Source organism: Dellaglioa algida DSM 15638 (assembly GCF_001434695.1).
Classification (GTDB): domain Bacteria; phylum Bacillota; class Bacilli; order Lactobacillales; family Lactobacillaceae; genus Dellaglioa; species Dellaglioa algida.
In genome coordinates this window covers 63,628-82,682 of sequence record NZ_AZDI01000001.1, presented here as the reverse complement: position 1 = coordinate 82,682, position 19,055 = coordinate 63,628, and the positions used below count along the sequence as shown (strand labels likewise).

The window sequence follows — 19,055 nt, the reverse complement described above, 5'->3', positions numbered from 1 at the left end:
ATGCCGCGTTTAAAATTATCGGATGTCTGCCTTAAATGTTTCTTTCAAGGCCTCAATAACACGATTAAAATCTTTCGTCACGTCTTCTTCAACCAGCGTCTTAGCGGTATCTTGATAAGTTAACGTGTAGGCAAGAGATTTCATACCGGATTCAATATGAGATCCTTGATAAAGGTCAAATAAATGAATGTCAATTAAATGTTTTCCACCCTGGTTTTTAATTAATGTTTCAATATCACTGTTAGCTGATTCATTAGCAACCATTAAAGCTACGTCACGGGTAACTGCTGGGAATTTAGAAATAGGTTCAAATAACCGTTCTTCTTTTTTTGCATCAACTAATTTTTGAAGATCTAATTCAAAGACATATGTTTCCTTTAAATTAAATTCTTTAGCCGCGTTAGGATGAACTTGTCCAACGAACCCGATTAATTCATCTTTTAGATATACATCTGCTGTACGTCCTGGATGCATGTCTTCGTGACTTTCAGATGCTACGTATGTAACATCGTCAGTTAATTGTAGTTGTGTCAAAAGTTGTTCAACGACTCCTTTAATCATGAAGAAATCAACTGGTTGTTTATCACTTTGCCAGTTAGCAAGTTTGAATAAACCTGTCATTGCACCCGCAATATGTTCAATTTCGACGGGTCGATCTTCACCTTCACTACGGAAAAAGACCCTACCTTGTTCATAAAAAGCAATATTATCTGATTTACGTGCTTCATTATAGCTTAAATCGTCTAATAAACCGCTAATTAAATTCATCCTTACAGTTGTTCGTTCTGAACTCATTGGGAACATTAAATTAGTTGTATACACATCTTTTTCTTCAAAAATAAACTTACCAGCTTTTTCTTCAGTTGTTAGGCCATAGCTGATAGCCTCCGACAATCCGGCAGATTCCAAAATATGACGTGCTTGACGAATCAATTTTTGCTTGTAAGTATATTTACCAGGTGTCATCTCACCCGTTGGAAGAGTTGAAGGAATATTGTCATAGCCATAAATCCGAGCAATTTCTTCAACTAGATCTGCTTCAATGCTGATATCCCAACGTCTTGCGGGCACTTCAACATTTAAAACTGATCCTCGAGTGGTTACGGTAAATCCTAATTGTTGGAATAATTTAGTGATTTGCGTTTCCGATAATTCAGTTCCCATCACATTATTTAAATGCGTCGTCGTTGTGTCCACAAAAGTTGATTCAGCTTCTAATCGACTTGCGCTGGCCGTACCGGTAACGACTGTTCCATCACCAAGTTCAGCAATTAACTCAGCAGCCGCATCAAGAGATTCTTGAACTGTGGCAACGTTAATCCCACGTTCAAAACGCATTGATGCTTCACTATGAATGCCTTGAGAACGTGCCGTTTTTCTAACCATTGAATTGTTAAATACGGCAGACTCAAGTGCAACCGTAACCGTTTCGTTTGTTATCTGAGTTGATTCTCCACCCATTGTGCCGGCAATTGCAATGGCTTTATCGCCATTTGTAATAACGATATCTGAATCTTTCAATTCACGTTCTTCAGTATCTAACGTCGTTATTTTTTCACCGGCATTTGCCGTTCTTACTAAAATATCTTTGCTGCCTAATTTATTATAATCAAATGCGTGTAAAGGTTGACCATAATCCATTAACATATAATTTGTAACATCAACAACATTATTAATTGGTCTAACACCCGCATTCCAGAGTCTAATCTGTAACCACATTGGACTTGCTTTAACGGTTAGGTCCTTAATAACACGCATAGAATATGTTGGTGCTAATGTCTTATCTGGTAAAGCTAAAGAGATGTAATCTTCAATTTTTTCATCAGAAGTTTCTTTTAAATCTGGATGTTTAAATGTAGCTGGTACGTCGTAATCTGCAGATAATTCATGAGCCACACCGCGCATGCTTAACATATCAGCACGATTGGGTGTAACATCAATATCAATGATATCATCATTCATACCCAAGTAATCAAACACTGGTTCACCAGGAACCGCATCTTCTGGCATTACGTAAATTCCTTCAACAAATTCTTTAGGGACGACACTTTCAGAAAATCCAATTTCTTGTAACGCACAAATCATACCTTCTGAGGCTTGTCCACGCATTTTACCACGTTTTATTTTAACGTTGTCCGCAATTCTAGAATTTGGGAGCGCAACGATTACTTTTTGTCCTGCCGCGATATTTGGTGCGCCACAGACAATTTGAATCAATTCTTCTTCACCGACGTCAACTTGGCAGACACTCAGATGATCTGAATCTGGATGTGGCACTAAACTATCCACATATCCAACAACGATTTTTTTAAGTCCTTCAGAGGGACGTTTAACGCTGTCAATTTCAACAGCCGTTCGTGCTATTTTTTCAGCAATAACTTTAGGTTCAATGTCTAATGTTAAATATTCGTTTAACCAATTTTTAGATACTTTCATTATTTTCTAACCCCTCTTCGTAAATTGTGACAAGAAACGATTGTCATTCAAGTAGAAATTACGGATATCATCAATACTATATTTAAGCATCGCAAAACGATCAGGTCCTAAGCCAAAGGCAAACCCACCATAAACTTCAGGATCAACACCGGCCATTCTTAAGACGTTTGGATGGACCATTCCGGCACCTAATACCTCTAACCAACCCGTATACTTACAGATTGAACATCCCTTACCATGACATTTAAAACAAGTGACATCAACTTCAACTGATGGTTCAGTAAATGGGAAATAACTTGGTCGTAAACGGATTTCTTGTTCTTCACCGAATACTGTTTTAGCAATTAATTCAATCGTTCCTTTTAAATCAGCCATCGTTACATGTTTATCAATCACTAATCCTTCAAATTGATGGAATTGATGTGAATGAGTCGCATCATCTGTATCACGTCGATATACTTTACCGGGCGATACCATTTTTAATGGTCCTTTTGAAAAGTCATGTGTTTCCATTGTTCTTGCCTGAACGGGTGACGTTTGCGTTCTCATTAATAATTCCTTCGTAATATAGAACGTATCTTGCATATCGCGTGCAGGATGATCAGCGGGTAAATTTAACATTTCAAAATTATAATGATCTTCTTCAATCTCAGGACCAGAAACAACTTGATATCCCATTCCTAAAAAGAGATCTTCTAATTCTTCAATTACTTGCGCAATTACGTGTGGTTGTCCCAATTGAATTTGAGCTCCCGGTAAGGTTACATCTATTTTCTCTTTTTCTAATTTCTTAGCCGTCTTCTTAATTTCAAGTTCTTCATTTTTTAATCGAATTGCTTCTGCTAATTCATTTTTAATAGCATTAGAAAAACTACCGATTTTAGGACGTTCTTCGGCAGATAAATCTTTCATTCCTCTTAATACTTCCGTAATAGGACCTTTTTTACCAAGTAAATTAACACGAATATCATTAATTTGTTTTAAATCTTCTGATTCACGAATTTGTTTTAAGCCTTTTTCTTGTAGTTCAAGTAACTTTTCTTTTAAATCCATTAATATCGACTCCTTCGTTTGATTGTTTTTACCAGATTTTTTGGACGCAAAAAGGCCCCATCCCTAAAAAGGGACGAGGCCTCGCGATACCACCCTTGTTTTTGGAGACAAAAAGACCCCAAACACTCAAAATGATAACGGCCATTAACCGGTTAATTATTTTACTTAAATTAAAAATTACGTTAATTAACAGCTCCAGAAGTGAATTCAATATCTTATTTTATTGGTCAGTCTCAGTCTAGCTGCCCATCCCTTTGTTACCGAAGTAAGATACCTACTATTTTCTATCTAAGCCTTTAACACTATATTCATAGTTTAAAGGTATAAAAGCCTAGCGTCAAGTCCTACTCGCAATCTTTAAGCGTATACCATTTTTCTGACCATTCGTGAACACTTGTCATCATATTCTTCATGTCCTCACCTTGTTCAGTAAGTTCATAAGAACTACGACTCGTTTCGCCAATCGCACTTCTCGAAACAAGTCCAACCTCTTCAAGCTCTTTTAAACGTTCGACTAACACACGGTCACTGCATTTATCAACTTTTTGAGCTAATTCTTTAAATCGTTGAGGACCTTCATCCAACAAAACATTAATAATTAAACCGTTCCATTTTTTTCCTAGGATTGAGAAAGTTTTCTCAAACTTAGGACAGACTTCATAATTCGTTTTTTCTTGAATAATTTGCATTTTATCCCTCCTCCATTACTTTACTATTATATTTTATCATTAACTAACAAAAAGTAAACAAATTGGTCTACTTTTTAATAAACTAAAAAAGGGTCCGAAGACCCATTCTTTGTTAATCTTATTTTAAAATTGCAATTAACTGCTGGAAACCACGTTTTGATTTATTCTTCACTGGTGAAGAAACCTCGCTCGTTGCTTCATACTTATCGACCATTGTCACAATGTAACCTTCTGGATACTTAGGTGGTGCAATTGTCGCGCCCCACATGTGTTTAATGATGATATCTTTTTCCAAATCAGATAATGTTGTTAATTTTTCTGCATTTCTAACTGCGATACGAGGATGAATCCAGGCATGCGTACCACGATCAAATTTTGTTGTACGCCAATCGTAGTAAAATAAATCGTGCAACAAACCAGCTCTTGCCGTTGCTTTAGCATTTAAATGCAATTTCTTTGCAATACGATAACTGTCATAGGAAACCGAAATTGAATGTTCTAATCTAGTGGAGAAATGGTGTTGCGTATACTCACTTAGTCTTTGAACTTCTGGTTTTGCCAAAAGATCGCCAACATAACTCATATACAGCTCATCATCAAGATACGAATCTTTTTTCATCTATTAACGCGCCCCCAGAATCATTTTTTCATACCTCCATCATGACTGATTAAGCAGCCAATGCAAGCGTAATCTCCTATCTTTAACAAATCGTAATAATCTTGTTATATCGTTTACAATTAGGCCTTAAGTTGAAACATTAGCACACCAGCGGCAATGGCTACATTCAATGATTCCGCACGGCCTTTAATTGGAATATATAAGTTGGCATCTGTTGTATTTAACAAATCATTACGCATCCCATTACCTTCATTACCCATAATTAAGCCAAAATTAGCGGCGGCAGGTATTTCGCGATAACTACGTGCATCTTCGTTTAATTCAGATCCATAAAGAGGAATATGATTTTCTTTAAATACTGTTGCAACTTCCATTAAATCAGCATTCACCAATTGAATATGAAACTGACTTCCCTGCATTGAGCGCAAAACCTTAGGGTGATGACTGTCTGCACTGCCTTCACCAAAAATAACGCCAGTTAAACCCGCGGCATCAGCAGTTCTCACCATCGTACCAATATTACCAGGATCTTGGACACCATCGAGCATTAACCAACCACCGGCGAGGTTATCAATTGTTAGTTGACGATTTTCTTCCATTTTAACAACTGCATAGATTCCTTGCGGTGTACTCGTATCGGCAAGGTACAAGCTTACTTCGGACGAAATTTCAACTTGTTCGATCTCCGTATTTATAATGTCATCAAAATATCTGAAATCATTTGTAACAAGTAAATACTCAATTTTAGCATCTACCATTAGTGCTTCCTTAACAAGATGCCAACCTTCTAGTAAATACTTATTTTCTTTTTTTCGACCTTTTTTCGTTTGCAATTTTTTCCAATATTTTATTTTAGCATTCTGCGTTGAATTAATTTTTTCCATAATGTTACCCCTCTTACTATTATCATAATTATATCATAATTAAAATGTCATTAGTTGGTAGTTCTCATCTTTTCAAGTTATACTGAGGTAATAAAAGGGCTTACACTAATCTTAAGTTATGGAGGATTATATAATGAATGCAATTCAAATTACCGTTTTTGGCCGTGTTCAAGGTGTCGGATTCAGATATACAACCAAAAGGTTAGCCGACAACTTAGGTATCTATGGGTCAGTGCAAAATAATTTTGATGACAGCGTCACAATTAAAGCAAGCAGTCCAGACAGTACCCAGCTAGAAAAATTCATACAAAGAATAAAAAAATCACCCACGCCAGCTGGTAAAGTCACTGAATATACAGAAACCCCCTTAACTAATTATAATCCGACTGAATTTACCGTTCTTTACTAACCAGTATTTGTCTATATTTCATTGAAATCCCTTTATATTTAAAGTATAGTAATCGGTATAGTCATATTAAAAGGGGAAATAAATTAATGAAAAAGCTTAAACGTTTGACAATGCTCCCAATATTTATGGCGATCATCTTGTTTTTATCAGGATGTGTACGCCAAGACAAAAATGGTGATCCTTACGGAATGGTTTACGACTACTTAGCAAAACCTACCCAGGGATTAATTGAATGGTTATCAGCTCATCTAGGTAACAACTATGGTTTTGCAATCATCGTGATCTCATTCGTTATCCGAATGGCCTTGATGCCAATGATGATTAATCAATCAAAAAAGGCAACGGTCCAACAAGAAAAGATGGGTTCCATTCAACCACAATTAAAAGTAATTCAAGAACGTCAAAAAGCTGCGAAATCACCAGAAGATAAAGCGGCAATTAATCAAGAAATGATGGCCCTTTACAAAGATAATAACGTCAGCATGACCGGCGGAATTGGTTGTTTACCATTATTAATCCAAATGCCAATCTTTGCAGCCCTCTACGCGGCCATCCTTTACTCAGCAGAATTAAACGGTGCCGTATTCTTCGGTATCAAATTAGGTTCACCGTCGATCATTTTTACTGTTTTATGTTTTATCGTCTACTTAGGTCAAGGATTCATCTCAATAATTGGCTTACCACCAGAACAAAAGAAAACAATGCAAATGATGTTAATTGCAAGTCCCGTTATGATGGTTTTTGTGACATTAAGTGCTCCTGCAGGTATTGGTCTCTACTTCTTCATTGGTGGAATCTTTGCTTGTATCCAAACATTTATTATTATGTTAATGCGTCCAAGAATTCGTCGAGAAATCCAAGCAGAGCTTGCTAAGAACCCACCCATCGTTAGAGAACATACGATCATTGACGATGTCGAAGAAACAGTTGAACGTACACTTGATAATGTTGAAGATAACATTTCAGATACGGCAAAAAAGAATCGTAATCGTAACGCAGGTAAACAAAATAGAAAATAAAAAAACGATTAAAACTTCGATTTGAAGTTTTAATCGTTTTTTGTATCCTCAGTAATTTTTTCTGAAGTCAAAGGTAATGAAATTCTGAAGATTGATCCACGTTTTTCAACACTCTCAACCACTAAAGTTCCTTTGTAACCCATTATCAATTTTTGTGCTATTGATAATCCAAGCCCATTACCACCTTTGTCACGACTTCTCGCCTTATCAACACGGTAGAAGCGATTAAAGACATTTTTTAAATCATCTTTAGAAATTCCCTCACCAAAATCTTGAATCGCAATTTGAACCATTTTCAGGTCTTTCGACGCCGAAATATGAATTTCTTTTCTTGTTTCTGAATATTTAACTGCATTATCCATTAAAATAATTAAAACTTGCTCTAAATGATTACGCGATATCTTTACTAAACTTTTTCCTTTAAAATCTTCGTCCAAAATAAAAGTAAAATCTGGATGTATCATTTTAAAATCGTTAAAAATTTGTAAAACTACTAGTCGGACATCGGTTAATTCATTTTTAAATGTCATTTCAACTTGTTCAGCCCGTGATAAATCTAACATTTCTTGAACTAAACTCTTCATTCGATTAATTTCTTGTAGAGACGCTTCGATAGATTCGGCCAAAACTGCCGGATCATCTTTACCCCATCTATTCAATAATTCCATATGTCCCTGAATTATCGCGACGGGTGTCCTTAGTTCATGTGAAACGTCTTCAACAAATTGTTGTTGCTGATCGACATAACGCTCCATCCGATCTAACATACTATTAAATAAATCGGTTAAATCAGATAATTCATCATTTCGATGCAAGTCGGGTACGCGGACGTGTCCAATTGGCGTATCCCCTTCATTTATGATGTCAATCGTCTCATTTACGACGTCAATCGGCCTTAGTAACCAAGATGCAAGAACATACCCTAACATCGCACTACCAAATGTAGCCGTAACGATTAAAACTATGAAAATTAGAATTAGTTTATTACTTATTTTGTGGTAATTTTCTAACGCGTTAGCCACTTGTGCATAACCAATTTTTTTACCCGTCTTAGACGAATAGATGGCTCTTCTAGCGACATAACCATTCACACCATCAATTTTCTGACTGGTAAAAGTCATTTCATTTTTTTTAATAAATGGCACATTCAAATTTCTTGAAGCAAAAACTTCCCTTTGGTTCAAATCATAGATGCCAACCGCAATATTTTCTTTTGATAAATTAACAATAACGGCATTTGAATATAGATTATTTTCATCTTTAGACGGACTAGGGTCTGAATTTATTGGTTTTAGATGTTGTTCAGTACTCGCGACGGTTAACTCTTGGTTTTCGCGACTTAACTGTTGCGTCACCGTTCTTAATGTATTTTGTACATCCTTTTTTTCTTTATCTAATAAAACGCCGCTAAAGCTCTGAAAAATAAGCGCAGAAAAAACGGCAAATATAAGTAATACTCCTATTGCCGTTCCCAATGCCCATTTCCATTTGAGTGACATGCGTCTTACTTCTTTTGGATGCTGGATTATTTTATTTTTCATGATCTCATTACGTACCCTGTACCTCTAACCGTTTGAATATAACTTTCTTCACCGCTGCGATCAATTTTATTTCGTAAATAACGAATATAAACATCTACAACATTTGTTTCAACTTCTGATTCGTAACCCCAAACTTTAGCTAATAAAACATCTCTCGCTAAAACGACATTGACGCTCTCCATCAAAGCCAACAATAATTCATACTCACGTTTTGTTAGTTCAATTACTTCTTTATCACGACGAACGACACGATTTTCTTTTTCAATTGTTAAATCACGATAGGTAACCGTCGTTTGTTTAGCAACGTTTTGTTCACCCTCGATGTCGATACGACGTAATAATGCACGTAAACGTGCCAATAACTCTTCAATTGCAAATGGTTTAACGATGTAATCGTCTGCACCATGATCTAATCCAGATACGCGATCGATGACTGAATCACGAGCCGTCATCATAATAATAGGTGTGTTTTTAACCTGTCGTACACGACGACAAACTTCAAGTCCGTTTAATTCAGGCAACATTAAATCAAGCAAAATTGAATCCCAATCGCCATTTAGTGCCGCCTCTAAACCTGTTCGTCCATCAAAATGAACCTCAGTTTCAAATCCCTCATGTTGTAATTCTAATTCAACAAAGCGTGCCAAATTTTTTTCATCTTCAATTATTAGAATACGACTCATATTTTCATGATCTCCCGTTAGTTTAATTTTATTTTCTCATTCAAATCCAGATACTTTTTAACCGATATCTTACTTTTCTTATTCTACCATTAAATGATATTCTTGCATACACCTTGGTTTATCCAAATTAGATAGCCGTTTATAAGCTTTTCCACTGAATATAGTTTACTAAAAATAAACATTTACCCGTATACGTTTTTCATCGAAATACCATTTAATCTATCGAAAAACACCTGGATAATTAAATTTTATAAAAAAACAGGCAGCAACATTTTAAAATGTCGTTACCTGTTTTTAGTAGATTTAATTTAATGATTTATTGTTCAGTATACCATGTGTAATGGAATGAACCTGGTTTGTCAGTACGTTCATACGTATGCGCACCAAAGTAATCACGTTGTGCTTGGATCAAGTTAGCGGGCAATACTTCTGAACGATATTGATCGTAGTAAGTAATTGCTGCACTGAATCCAGGAACTGGAATACCAGCTTTAACGGCGATACCTACGATATCACGAACTGATTCTTGATATTTTTTAACAATATCTTTGAAATAACCATCTAATAAGATGTTATTTAAATCAGCTTTTTCGTCAAATGCATCAGTAATATTTTGTAAGAAACGAGCACGAATAATACATCCAGCACGCCAAATCTTAGCCATATCACCAAAGTTCAAGTCCCATTCGTAATGTTCTGAAGCGACACGCAATTGTTCAAATCCTTGAGCATAGCTCATAATTTTACTAAAGTACAATGCTTCACGAATTTTTTCAACTAATTCTTTTTTATCCAATTCACCTAATTTAACTTCAGGTTTAGGTAATACTTTACTTGCTTCAACACGTTCTTCTTTCATTGCTGAAATGTAACGTGCATAAACTGATTCAGAAATAACTGATTGAGGAACACCTAATTCAAGGGCACTTTGTGATGACCATTTACCCGTACCTTTATTACCGGCACGATCTAAGATAACATCAACAATTGGTTTACCAGTACCTAAATCATCTTTACGTGTTAAAATATCTGCCGTAATTTCGATAAGGTAACTGTCCAATTCGCCTTCATTCCAGTCAGAGAAGATACTAGCAACTTCATCCACTGAAAGTCCTAATAAGTCTCTCAATAAATGATATGATTCTGAAATTAATTCCATATCACCATATTCGATTCCATTATGAACCATTTTAACGTAATGTCCGGCACCGTTAGGACCGATGTAAGTTACACATGGAGCGCCATCTTTAGCTTTAGCTGACATTTCCTCAAGAATTGGTGCAACGAGGTCATATGCCTCTTTTTGGCCACCTGGCATCATTGATGGTCCTTCAAGGGCACCAATTTCACCACCAGAAACACCCATTCCAATAAAGTTAATCCCAGAATTATCTAATTCTGCATTACGACGTACAGTATCTTCAAAGTAAGTATTTCCACCATCGATTAAAACGTCGCCTTTATCCAAGAATGGTAATAATTCTGCGATAACAGCATCAGTTGGTTTCCCAGCTTTAACCATAATGATAATTCTTCTAGGTTTTTCTAATGAATCTGCAAATTCCTTAATTGAGTAGCTAGGTACTAAGTTTTTTTCTGAGTGGTCTTTCATAACTTGCTCAGTTTTAGCCCCTGTTCTATTATAGATTGCTACAGTATGTCCACGACTCTCAGCATTCAAGGCAAGATTCTTACCCATGACAGCCATTCCAATAACACCAATTTGTGCCTTATCCATCATAATACCCCCTACATTTCTTTAATTTTTTGTGAATCAAAAACCATGTAATCTAAGAAAGTATCAGCTACCGACTTCGTCAATAAACCCATTTTAACTTTCAACGTCAATTATACACCAGACAACAAAAATTCCTATCTATTTTGTCTTTTTTTGTTATACTGATTTCAGGAGGTCATTCAAATATGAAATTAGTTGAAGTTCAAGAGTTATACTACGCTATCGATACCTTTTTATACAGTCGAGCAAAGGCTGAATTTTCTAACCACATTCCCACTTTTGACCTAGTTGTTCAAGTTGACGGAAAATTATTAACGGCCGATTTTTTAGATTTAAAAGACAGTCGTATCCAAATTTATAGTACAACGAGTCAACATACAATTGCTTCTCAGTCAATTCCTTATGAAAACGACAGCAGTAATGCTTTTATCAGTCCAATTAGAAAAGCCATCTTCAAAAATTACCGCTCTGAATTCTCGGGTTGGTCAAATCTTAGTAATAAACCTGAATTACTACTTTTAGATTTAATAGACTTAATTAAATCAATTAATTCATCAACTTTTAAGTCCGTTAAAACACCGGCCAAGAATGTGAATTATATTGAAGGCCAAGCTAAACTACCTTTTCAATTCTTTGACCCAGAGACTGACTTTAAAATCATGAGTTTAACAATTAACGAAAAACGATGACATTCAACTGAATGTCATCGTTTTTTTTGTACAGAAAAAGCCTTAACACCATGGTTGTTAAGGCTTTTTACTTAGCGTAAATTTAGTTGTTTACTTTTACAACTTCTTTTCCGTCATAAAAACCACAGCTAGGACATACATAATGTGATTTTCTTAATTCGCCACAGTTAGGGCAAGCGCTCATACCTGGGACTGTCAACTTGTAATGCGTACGACGCATTCTCTTACGTGTTTTTGATGTTTTACGTGCTGGTACTGCCATTATCAAACACCTCCTTTAAAATTATCCAAAACTTTTAATAAAAGTATTGTTATGTTTATTCCTCTTCAGAACCGTCGTTATCGAAAAAATTCTGTAACGACGCAAATCGAGGATCAACTTTTTCTTTTCTAACCTGTACGAGTTTATCTTCAGTAAGAACTTCCCAGTCGTCACCGGCGGGTAGTTCTTCTGCTTTTTTCTCATCATCAGTCAGTATCTGCATCGGAATCTGTAATAAAACATTATCCTCTATCACAGAATTCAAATTGAGCATATCTTCTTCCAAAATAATTACGACATCATTTTTATCAAATCGTTCAAGTGCTTTATCGCGATAACCCACATAAAATTCATCAACTGAAAAATCCAATGGGACATCGACACTCTCTAGCGAACGTGTTGATGGCATCTTAACTGTCAAACTAACGTTAAAATGGCCGATGACATCTTGATGGTCTGCCGTTAGAATACCCGTAACATGGACTTCTGATACCGACGTAATTATTTTGTTGCGCAACATTAATCCTTCGGAAAGGTTTAACATTTCGTCAACTTGAAGTGGTTCATCACTTTGTTTTTTTAACTCAACTAAGGACCATTTCATGCAAATATGCCTCCTAATGCAACGCTTATGATTATACCTGTGATTAAAAACATTGTCAATGATATTTCCTTGACAGGTTGTTAATTAATTTGCACGGGGTGTCTAAAAAGATCAGATTTCTTATGGCTAACTAAGCCATAAATAATTCCTGCTCGATAATCTAAAGAATAAAGACCCTCTTTATCTTTTTTACTAATTTTAGTTAGTATTGGATATGGGACTTCCTTCTTCAAATACTTAAGTAAACTCTGACCTCTTTTAGAGAACCCTAAGACATGATAATAAGGCTGCTTGTATTGTTTGTCAATTTCATTTTTATTTATTTTTAATAAAATGTAAGTTGCGAGCCTTGAAATTTTTGTATAAGTTACTCGTTTTGACTTTACTGCATGGACCCAATCATCAAAACTAGCGTCTTCAGGTAATTTCTCGTACTGCTGTAGCAATCGGTACTCAATTCCCTCAGACATGCCATAAAACGTCGATAATTGCTCAGGCGTTAATAGACTCAACTGATATTTAAGATAAGGCCAAAAATCATACCAATCAATCCATTTTTCATTTTCTGCATCAATCTTCGTCTGACTTGGAACGACATTTTCAATGGATTCTTGATTTTTAATTGCCAGTCTAATCGCGGTGGCACTTGCAATTTCTTGCGAGTCATCAAATATGGTTTCGTGATAGCCTGCACCAATCCGTTGAATAGGACATAATTGAATCTCAGCTTTTTCTGATAAACAGGCTTCAGCATATGCCAGACCCAACAAATCATTTGGCTCGTCAATATGAATGCCCGTACTATCAAAAACGGCCTGCTGATACTGACTAGCATAAGTTTCATTAAATTGATCAAAATCACCATCAATATTTTGAATCTTAACTGCAATAGACTTAAAGTCTATTTTTGGATGCTCGGCGCCAAATACAAGTCGGGTAATTTTCATCCCCGATAATAACTTAATTGCACCCTTAGCAAATAAATCGGCCGGTTGGACAGAAAACGCAACGGGTAACTCAATCATTAAATCTACACCAGACTGTAATGCCTGCCTTGTACGGCTCTCTTTATCAAGTGCCGCTGGAATACCCCTCTGCAAAAATTGTCCGCTCATAATGGCAACAATCGTTGTGTCAGGATATTGTGCTCTTATTTGATTAATTTGATGCAAATGTCCGTTATGAAATGGATTATATTCAACGATAACCCCTGTAGTGTCCAAACGTTTCACTCCTATTTATCGCAGACAAAAAATAATCTTGTCGTTTTATCATCGATTTTACTTGTACCAAAATCAGCAGAAACTTGAATATTTTTAAATCCGGCATTTTTTAAGAGTTCAGTGTACGTTTCAACAGAATACGTTCTTTCATGGTGATCTTCAGTGATTTTTTCAAATTGATCATTACTCTCATTTTTAACAAAAAAAGTTAATTCATGAACGACGCTATGTGGTTGTTCATCTTGAAAAGTCGACCATAAAAAAGCCTGGCTATCATCCTGGTAGTTATACATATACCCCGGATAAATATCATCTGTTTGGTGCGTTGATATCACGTCAAAAATAAACCGACCATCCGTTCGTAATAGGCCATGGATTGATTTAAAAACTTTGCCCACAGACTGAGCGTCAGGTAGATAACAAAAAGAATCAGCAAAACAAGTCACCGCATCAAATTGTGGTAACTCCAAATCCTCTAGATCCATCATATCGCCTTGTAGCAACGGTAAAGACACGTTAGTATCTTGTGCATGTTGATCAGCAATTGATAACATCTCTTCAGATAGGTCTAACCCGACAACTGAATAACCAGACTGCGTTAACGCGATAGCTAACTGTCCTGCGCCACAAGCTAGTTCAAGTATCTCTGTTTTTTTATTGGGAACTTGTGCCTCGACAAATGTCTGCCAAGAATCATATAAATCAGGATCCATTAATTGATCATATAATTTTGAAAAGGTGGTGTAAATCATTATTCTTCAATCCAAGCTGATAAATCAACAGATGCGCCTTCAGACCAGAATTTTTCAAGATCATAAAATTCACGTGATTCAGTTTTGAATACATGAACAATTAAATCACCAAAGTCTAATAAAACCCAGCTAGTTGAGTTACGTCCTTCAATGCGACGAACTTCAACGCCTGCGAGTTCTTCTTGGTCCTGTATTTCTTTGACAATTGCCTTAACTTGGCGAGCCGAATCAGCCTGCGTTACCATGAAATAATCTGCTAATAAGCTAATTTCATGAACATCAATAGCTACCGTTTTTTCGCCACGTTTACTGTCAGCAGCCTTAACTGCAACTTCTAATTTTTCTATACTATTCATTATTACTCCTCTATTCTGCGACCCATTTATTAAAGGTCAAAATTGTTTTAGGATACACTTTTTTATCGGTATCAATTAAATAACTTAGCGTGTGTTTCGTTTCAAATCCAACGGCTGCATCTAAGTTTACAGCCGCAATTTTACGTGCTTCAACGGCCCCGGGGAAAGTTCGACTTTCTTCAATGAAATCAGCTACATAGACGATTTTATCCAATAAAGTCATATCAACATCCCCGGTTGTGTGCTTCACAATTGAAGTCAGTATTTCATTATCTGAAATACCTAATTCATCATGAATCAACTCAGCACCGACAATACCATGCCAAATGGCATTTCCCCAATTCAACAAATCGGGATCCAAGTGTTTTTGTTTAATTACTGTGATAAACGTTTCATCTGATTGTTCCTTGGCATAATCATGAATTAACCCTGCAATACTGGCTCTCTCTCTATCACCATTATTACGTTCAGCAAGTTCAATTGCTGATTTTTCAACATTTAATACATGTTGAAATCTTTTTTCACTTAAAGTATCTCTTAAAATTTGTACTAATTCTTCTCTAGTTCCACTGAAAAGGTTCTTAGAATAAACTAAATTACTCACGATATAAGCCTTCTTTCTCAATGTAGTCAGATACAGCTTTAGGGACTAAATAATTAATTGAACGCCCTTCTTTTATCTTATCTCGAATTTGAGTCGAACTAATATCAATCGTTGGGACATCTACCCAGAGTATCGGGTACGGACTCTTTTGTTCAAATCCCGTTCGTTTAACACCAACAAAATGAACTAATTTTACTAACTCATCGATACGAGACCACTTAGGTAGGTAGGCAACCATATCGCCACCAATAATAAAGTAATAATCGTTTTCTGGATGCTCAGCTTTCAAAGCAACCATTGTGTCATACGTAAAACTAACACCTCCGCGTTTAAGCTCAGCATCTTCTATTTTAAAATTAACATTATCAGCAATACTTTGATTGACCATATCAAGACGATATTTTTCATCAATCGCTTCTTTTTTGTCTACGTGTGGTGGCGCAGCATCCGGCATAAATCGAATCTCATCTAATCCTAGTTGTTGACAAACTTGATCAGCAACTATTAAATGTCCCATATGAGGTGGATTAAACGTTCCTCCGAGAATACCAACGCGTTTTTTTTCGCTAGCCAATATGGGGGCTGTTTTAAATTCCGTGACTAAATTAATTTCTTTTAATTTTTGTACTTGAATGGTCAAGTCAAAAACCTCCTCATAATTTTAAATTAAGCGAGTAAATTAACCTTATCAGAGATATCGCGATTTTCAACATCTGTTGCAGCTTGATAAAGAACTAAAGTATGTCCAATTACTTGAACGACTTGAATCGAACTGTTAGATTCGATGAAAACACGGACTTCATTTGTATCAACTGAAGCATTTTGTAACATGTTAATTTTAATTAATTCACGTTTTTCAATTGCTTCGCGGATCTGGTTTAACCAGCTAATCGATACGCCTTCTTTTCCAACTTGGAAAAGTGGACGTAAATGATGTGCTTGACTGCGTAAATATCTTTTTTGTTTGCCTCTTAATGTCATATGTTAGTTAACTCCTCTTATATCATTGCTTTTCGTAAAAGAACTGAAACACCTTTTGGTGCCCAGCCAGCGACTTTTGCACCTTCATTGATGGTTACCCATCCAAGACCAGCAAAAACTAAATCACTTTTTTGTGTTGCTTTGAATTCAAAACGGACTAATTCTGGGAAATCAACCATTTCATCATCTGTTGGTGGGGTTAACAAACCGCCAGCATGTTTTTCATAAAATTCGCTTGCCGATTCCGTTTTTGTTCGATGAATCATTAAATCGTTATCAAGATACACGACAACTCCTGGTGTTCCACCAGAAATGTAGTCAAATCTAGCAACAGCCCCAAAGAACAACGTTTGATTATCATTTAATTGATAAACACGTTGTTTAATTTCTTTTTGTGGAGAAACTAATCTTAATGCTTTACCAGATAAATAATGGGCCATTTGATCCTGATGAATAATCCCAGGGGTATCTATTAAAGCACGATCATCATCCAGTGGAATTTCAATCTTATCAAGCGTCGTTCCTGGGAATCTTGACGTTGTTATTAAGTCTTGAATACCCGTTCTTTGTTTGATAATTTGATTGATTAACGTTGATTTACCAACATTAGTTACCCCAACGACGTAAACATCACGACCTTCACGATATTTTTCAATTAATTCCAACAACTCATCAATCGCAAAATTCTTCGTCGCACTTGTTAATGCAACATCAATAGGTCTCAATCCTTGTAAGTTAGCTTGTTGTCTCATCCAATCTTTTAACTTCGAGCGTCTTAATGATTTAGGTAATAAGTCAGCCTTATTTCCAACCATTAACACGGGATTATCACCCACAAAACGGTGTAACCCAGGAATTAAACTACCATTGAAATCAAAAATATCAATAACATTAACGATTAACGCATTAGCGCTACCAATTTGATTCAATAATTTTAAGAAATCATCATCTGTTAACTTAACGTCAGCAATTTCGTTGTAATGTCTTAATCTAAAACATCTTTGGCAATATAATTCATTTGTTTCAAGTCCTTTTTTTACTGCAGACTTAGGTGTATAGCCCAACTCATCAACGTTTTCACTTTGAATTTTCGAGCCGCAACCAATACAAAAAAGATCTTCGTCAACTTCTGGTACTTCGATTATGTCAGTCATCCAATGAATTCCCCCATTTAGTTTTAAAGTCATGTTTTTTAATCAAATGATTTTTAATTCTTTTTTCAATGAAACGATTAGGTTTCGTATTCCAAGCGTCAGATTCAACAAGCGGTTTCACCAAAATACTTTTAATTCCCGCATTATTAGCTGCAGCAATATCGGTCATTAACTGATCACCAATTAAGACTAAATCTTGGTTATCCATCTTAAATTCATCTTTAACTTGGTTTATTCCTTTTGTAAAGGGCTTCAGTGCTCGTGAAACAAATGGCAATCCTATATGTTCCAATGCCTTTTCAACACGCTCATGACTGTTATTTGACACAACAATTACTGGAATTGAAGCCGCAGCAACAATCTCAAGCCAACTCTTTAATTCAGGTGTTCCATTTGGATTATCCCACGCAATTAATGTGTTATCTAAATCAGTCATAACAACTTTAATGCCATGGTTTTGTAAATCTTCTGGCGTTAAATCATAGATTGATTCAACCATCCAGGTTGGTTTATATCTCTCAAGCATGTTTAGTTACCTCAATTTTAGAATAATAATCTAAGTATAATGTACTTTCACTTAAATTGCATGTTTTCTATGAAAACAATTGAATTTAATTTCACTTTACAATGAAAGAAACGCTCAAAACCTTCGTCAATCCTGGTCGTTTATGAAAATATCTTTACTCCCAAGTCTGATGATCAAGCGCCATTCCCCAAAAATTATATTCTTCAATGCTACTTATTTTAAACGCATTCGCCATTGCTTCAACAGTCTCTGGATTCGATTCCTTTGCGACTCTATCTAATGAGCGTCGTTGATTATCTACGGATTCTTTAAATTCATCAGTTGAATACGTTTCAATCCATTTTTGATACATCGGATTCGGAGAGCCTTTACCAATTAACTTGTAACCAATCTCTAAATAGAGCCAAGCACATGGTAAAAGGCCAGAAAATGCAGCTTCTGGATTAAATTCAGCTAATTGACGATACATATGTGATACGTAATGGTACGCAGTTGGTGCAATTCCGGTTTGCTCAATTTCTTCATCCGTAATATTTAACTCTTTAAAAAAATCATCTCTAATTGCTGACTCACTCTGTGCTAATCCTTCAGCAGAAGCAAACATTAATTTTTTGATTTCTGCATCATCTGATTGCTCCCCAACTAATTGGTGAATTTTACTAAAGTGTTTCAGATAATAATGATCTTGAATTAAATAATATCTAAAAGTCTCCGCAGGTAAGGAACCATCAACTAGTTGTTTAATAAATGGATGTTCAAAACTCCGCTCCCACCAATCATTTGATTCTCGTCGTACCTTTTCTGAAAATAACATGCTTAACTCCTTTACAGAA

22 protein-coding genes and 1 other annotated feature are annotated in these 19,055 nt (G+C 35.8%); of the genes, 3 read left to right on the top strand and 19 right to left on the bottom strand.

The features are described from left to right. Positions 1 to 15: 15 nt before the first annotated feature. The 5 genes from pheT to FC66_RS00445 all read right to left on the bottom strand — a co-directional run bounded on the left by pheT (position 16) and on the right by FC66_RS00445 (position 5,681). Complete coding sequence (gene pheT, locus FC66_RS00465) at positions 16 to 2,436, bottom strand: phenylalanine--tRNA ligase subunit beta (protein WP_057973403.1); 2,421 nt, start codon at positions 2,434 to 2,436, stop codon at positions 16 to 18. A gap of 6 nt (positions 2,437 to 2,442) precedes the next feature. Next, on the bottom strand, positions 2,443 to 3,489 hold the full coding sequence (gene pheS / locus FC66_RS00460) for a phenylalanine--tRNA ligase subunit alpha (protein WP_057973402.1): 1,047 nt from the start codon (positions 3,487 to 3,489) through the stop codon (positions 2,443 to 2,445). 66 nt (positions 3,490 to 3,555) lie between these two features. Then, positions 3,556 to 3,789: a binding site (T-box leader), on the bottom strand. Positions 3,790 to 3,833: 44 nt separating this feature from the next. Further along, on the bottom strand, positions 3,834 to 4,178 hold the full coding sequence (locus FC66_RS00455) for a winged helix-turn-helix transcriptional regulator (RefSeq protein WP_057973401.1): 345 nt from the start codon (positions 4,176 to 4,178) through the stop codon (positions 3,834 to 3,836). A 118-nt stretch (positions 4,179 to 4,296) separates the two neighbouring features. Next, a complete protein-coding gene (locus FC66_RS00450) occupies positions 4,297 to 4,797 on the bottom strand; it encodes an HD domain-containing protein (protein WP_057973400.1) in 501 nt (166 codons plus the stop codon). Positions 4,798 to 4,916: 119 nt separating this feature from the next. Next, positions 4,917 to 5,681, bottom strand: coding sequence for a TrmH family RNA methyltransferase (locus FC66_RS00445; RefSeq protein ID WP_057973399.1), 765 nt, complete (start codon positions 5,679 to 5,681; stop codon positions 4,917 to 4,919). A gap of 133 nt (positions 5,682 to 5,814) precedes the next feature. Here FC66_RS00445 and FC66_RS00440 point away from each other — a divergent pair, with 133 nt between their 5' ends. Both FC66_RS00440 and yidC read left to right on the top strand, forming a co-directional pair. After that, positions 5,815 to 6,090 (top strand): acylphosphatase, encoded by a 276-nt coding sequence (locus FC66_RS00440; protein ID WP_057973398.1) that lies wholly within the window; start codon positions 5,815 to 5,817, stop codon positions 6,088 to 6,090. Between the two features lie 86 nt (positions 6,091 to 6,176). Beyond that, a complete protein-coding gene (yidC, locus tag FC66_RS00435) occupies positions 6,177 to 7,109 on the top strand; it encodes a membrane protein insertase YidC (RefSeq protein WP_057973397.1) in 933 nt (310 codons plus the stop codon). A gap of 29 nt (positions 7,110 to 7,138) precedes the next feature. On the opposite strand, the gene FC66_RS00430 is transcribed toward yidC, so the two are convergent. The 3 genes from FC66_RS00430 to gndA all read right to left on the bottom strand — a co-directional run bounded on the left by FC66_RS00430 (position 7,139) and on the right by gndA (position 11,071). Further along, positions 7,139 to 8,608: a HAMP domain-containing sensor histidine kinase gene (locus tag FC66_RS00430; protein WP_235804030.1), complete on the bottom strand. Its 1,470-nt coding sequence runs from the start codon at positions 8,606 to 8,608 to the stop codon at positions 7,139 to 7,141. Between the two features lie 38 nt (positions 8,609 to 8,646). Continuing rightward, entirely contained in the window at positions 8,647 to 9,333 is a 687-nt protein-coding gene (locus FC66_RS00425; protein WP_057973395.1) for a response regulator transcription factor, read from the bottom strand. Positions 9,334 to 9,649: 316 nt separating this feature from the next. Further along, positions 9,650 to 11,071: an NADP-dependent phosphogluconate dehydrogenase gene (gene gndA, locus FC66_RS00420; RefSeq protein ID WP_057973394.1), complete on the bottom strand. Its 1,422-nt coding sequence runs from the start codon at positions 11,069 to 11,071 to the stop codon at positions 9,650 to 9,652. Between the two features lie 185 nt (positions 11,072 to 11,256). On the opposite strand from gndA, the gene FC66_RS00415 reads away from it, so the two are divergent. After that, positions 11,257 to 11,760 carry a hypothetical protein gene (locus tag FC66_RS00415; protein WP_057973393.1) on the top strand — a complete coding sequence of 168 codons (504 nt, stop codon included), beginning with the start codon at positions 11,257 to 11,259 and terminating at the stop codon, positions 11,758 to 11,760. An 82-nt stretch (positions 11,761 to 11,842) separates the two neighbouring features. On the opposite strand, the gene rpmF is transcribed toward FC66_RS00415, so the two are convergent. The 11 genes from rpmF to tenA all read right to left on the bottom strand — a co-directional run bounded on the left by rpmF (position 11,843) and on the right by tenA (position 19,036). After that, the gene (gene rpmF / locus FC66_RS00410) at positions 11,843 to 12,022 is read right to left on the bottom strand and encodes a 50S ribosomal protein L32 (protein WP_057973392.1); all 180 of its coding nucleotides are present in this window, start codon (positions 12,020 to 12,022) and stop codon (positions 11,843 to 11,845) included. Between the two features lie 55 nt (positions 12,023 to 12,077). After that, positions 12,078 to 12,626 carry a YceD family protein gene (locus FC66_RS00405; RefSeq protein WP_057973391.1) on the bottom strand — a complete coding sequence of 183 codons (549 nt, stop codon included), beginning with the start codon at positions 12,624 to 12,626 and terminating at the stop codon, positions 12,078 to 12,080. 80 nt (positions 12,627 to 12,706) lie between these two features. Further along, positions 12,707 to 13,858: a nucleotidyltransferase gene (locus FC66_RS00400; RefSeq protein ID WP_235804029.1), complete on the bottom strand. Its 1,152-nt coding sequence runs from the start codon at positions 13,856 to 13,858 to the stop codon at positions 12,707 to 12,709. A gap of 2 nt (positions 13,859 to 13,860) precedes the next feature. Beyond that, positions 13,861 to 14,601, bottom strand: a complete 741-nt coding sequence (locus FC66_RS00395; protein ID WP_057973389.1) for a class I SAM-dependent methyltransferase — start codon at positions 14,599 to 14,601, stop codon at positions 13,861 to 13,863. Continuing rightward, positions 14,601 to 14,957 (bottom strand): ribosome silencing factor, encoded by a 357-nt coding sequence (gene rsfS / locus FC66_RS00390; RefSeq protein WP_057973388.1) that lies wholly within the window; start codon positions 14,955 to 14,957, stop codon positions 14,601 to 14,603. The genes FC66_RS00395 and rsfS overlap by 1 nt, the downstream gene beginning before the upstream one ends. A gap of 10 nt (positions 14,958 to 14,967) precedes the next feature. Further along, positions 14,968 to 15,564 carry a bis(5'-nucleosyl)-tetraphosphatase (symmetrical) YqeK gene (gene yqeK / locus FC66_RS00385; protein ID WP_284060665.1) on the bottom strand — a complete coding sequence of 199 codons (597 nt, stop codon included), beginning with the start codon at positions 15,562 to 15,564 and terminating at the stop codon, positions 14,968 to 14,970. Next, a complete protein-coding gene (locus tag FC66_RS00380) occupies positions 15,554 to 16,201 on the bottom strand; it encodes a nicotinate-nucleotide adenylyltransferase (protein ID WP_057973386.1) in 648 nt (215 codons plus the stop codon). The genes yqeK and FC66_RS00380 overlap by 11 nt, the downstream gene beginning before the upstream one ends. A gap of 26 nt (positions 16,202 to 16,227) precedes the next feature. Further along, positions 16,228 to 16,542, bottom strand: coding sequence for a ribosome assembly RNA-binding protein YhbY (gene yhbY / locus FC66_RS00375; RefSeq protein ID WP_057973385.1), 315 nt, complete (start codon positions 16,540 to 16,542; stop codon positions 16,228 to 16,230). 17 nt (positions 16,543 to 16,559) lie between these two features. Beyond that, complete coding sequence (gene yqeH / locus FC66_RS00370; RefSeq protein WP_057973384.1) at positions 16,560 to 17,696, bottom strand: ribosome biogenesis GTPase YqeH; 1,137 nt, start codon at positions 17,694 to 17,696, stop codon at positions 16,560 to 16,562. Beyond that, positions 17,689 to 18,222, bottom strand: coding sequence for a YqeG family HAD IIIA-type phosphatase (locus FC66_RS00365; protein ID WP_057973383.1), 534 nt, complete (start codon positions 18,220 to 18,222; stop codon positions 17,689 to 17,691). Before FC66_RS00365 ends, yqeH begins: the two co-directional genes overlap by 8 nt. Positions 18,223 to 18,376: 154 nt before the next feature. Beyond that, positions 18,377 to 19,036 (bottom strand): thiaminase II, encoded by a 660-nt coding sequence (gene tenA / locus FC66_RS00360; RefSeq protein ID WP_057973382.1) that lies wholly within the window; start codon positions 19,034 to 19,036, stop codon positions 18,377 to 18,379. Positions 19,037 to 19,055: the final 19 nt, after the last annotated feature.

Bases quoted from the DNA above. Each gene is read 5' to 3' on its own strand.
- FC66_RS00430 (WP_235804030.1), bottom strand. From the start codon at position 8,608: ATGTCACTCAAATGGAAATGGGCATTGGGAACGGCAATAGGAGTATTA.
- FC66_RS00405 (WP_057973391.1), bottom strand. From the start codon at position 12,626: ATGAAATGGTCCTTAGTTGAGTTAAAAAAACAAAGTGATGAACCACTT.
- FC66_RS00450 (WP_057973400.1), bottom strand. From the start codon at position 4,797: ATGAAAAAAGATTCGTATCTTGATGATGAGCTGTATATGAGTTATGTT.
- FC66_RS00365 (WP_057973383.1), bottom strand. From the start codon at position 18,222: ATGCTTGAGAGATATAAACCAACCTGGATGGTTGAATCAATCTATGAT.
- pheT (WP_057973403.1), bottom strand. From the start codon at position 2,436: ATGAAAGTATCTAAAAATTGGTTAAACGAATATTTAACATTAGACATT.
- pheS (WP_057973402.1), bottom strand. From the start codon at position 3,489: ATGGATTTAAAAGAAAAGTTACTTGAACTACAAGAAAAAGGCTTAAAA.
- rsfS (WP_057973388.1), bottom strand. From the start codon at position 14,957: ATGAATAGTATAGAAAAATTAGAAGTTGCAGTTAAGGCTGCTGACAGT.
- yhbY (WP_057973385.1), bottom strand. From the start codon at position 16,542: ATGACATTAAGAGGCAAACAAAAAAGATATTTACGCAGTCAAGCACAT.
- FC66_RS00455 (WP_057973401.1), bottom strand. From the start codon at position 4,178: ATGCAAATTATTCAAGAAAAAACGAATTATGAAGTCTGTCCTAAGTTT.
- FC66_RS00425 (WP_057973395.1), bottom strand. From the start codon at position 9,333: ATGAGTCGTATTCTAATAATTGAAGATGAAAAAAATTTGGCACGCTTT.
- rpmF (WP_057973392.1), bottom strand. From the start codon at position 12,022: ATGGCAGTACCAGCACGTAAAACATCAAAAACACGTAAGAGAATGCGT.
- FC66_RS00445 (WP_057973399.1), bottom strand. From the start codon at position 5,681: ATGGAAAAAATTAATTCAACGCAGAATGCTAAAATAAAATATTGGAAA.
- tenA (WP_057973382.1), bottom strand. From the start codon at position 19,036: ATGTTATTTTCAGAAAAGGTACGACGAGAATCAAATGATTGGTGGGAG.
- FC66_RS00395 (WP_057973389.1), bottom strand. From the start codon at position 14,601: ATGATTTACACCACCTTTTCAAAATTATATGATCAATTAATGGATCCT.
- FC66_RS00415 (WP_057973393.1), top strand. From the start codon at position 11,257: ATGAAATTAGTTGAAGTTCAAGAGTTATACTACGCTATCGATACCTTT.
- FC66_RS00440 (WP_057973398.1), top strand. From the start codon at position 5,815: ATGAATGCAATTCAAATTACCGTTTTTGGCCGTGTTCAAGGTGTCGGA.
- yidC (WP_057973397.1), top strand. From the start codon at position 6,177: ATGAAAAAGCTTAAACGTTTGACAATGCTCCCAATATTTATGGCGATC.
- yqeH (WP_057973384.1), bottom strand. From the start codon at position 17,696: ATGACTGACATAATCGAAGTACCAGAAGTTGACGAAGATCTTTTTTGT.
- gndA (WP_057973394.1), bottom strand. From the start codon at position 11,071: ATGGATAAGGCACAAATTGGTGTTATTGGAATGGCTGTCATGGGTAAG.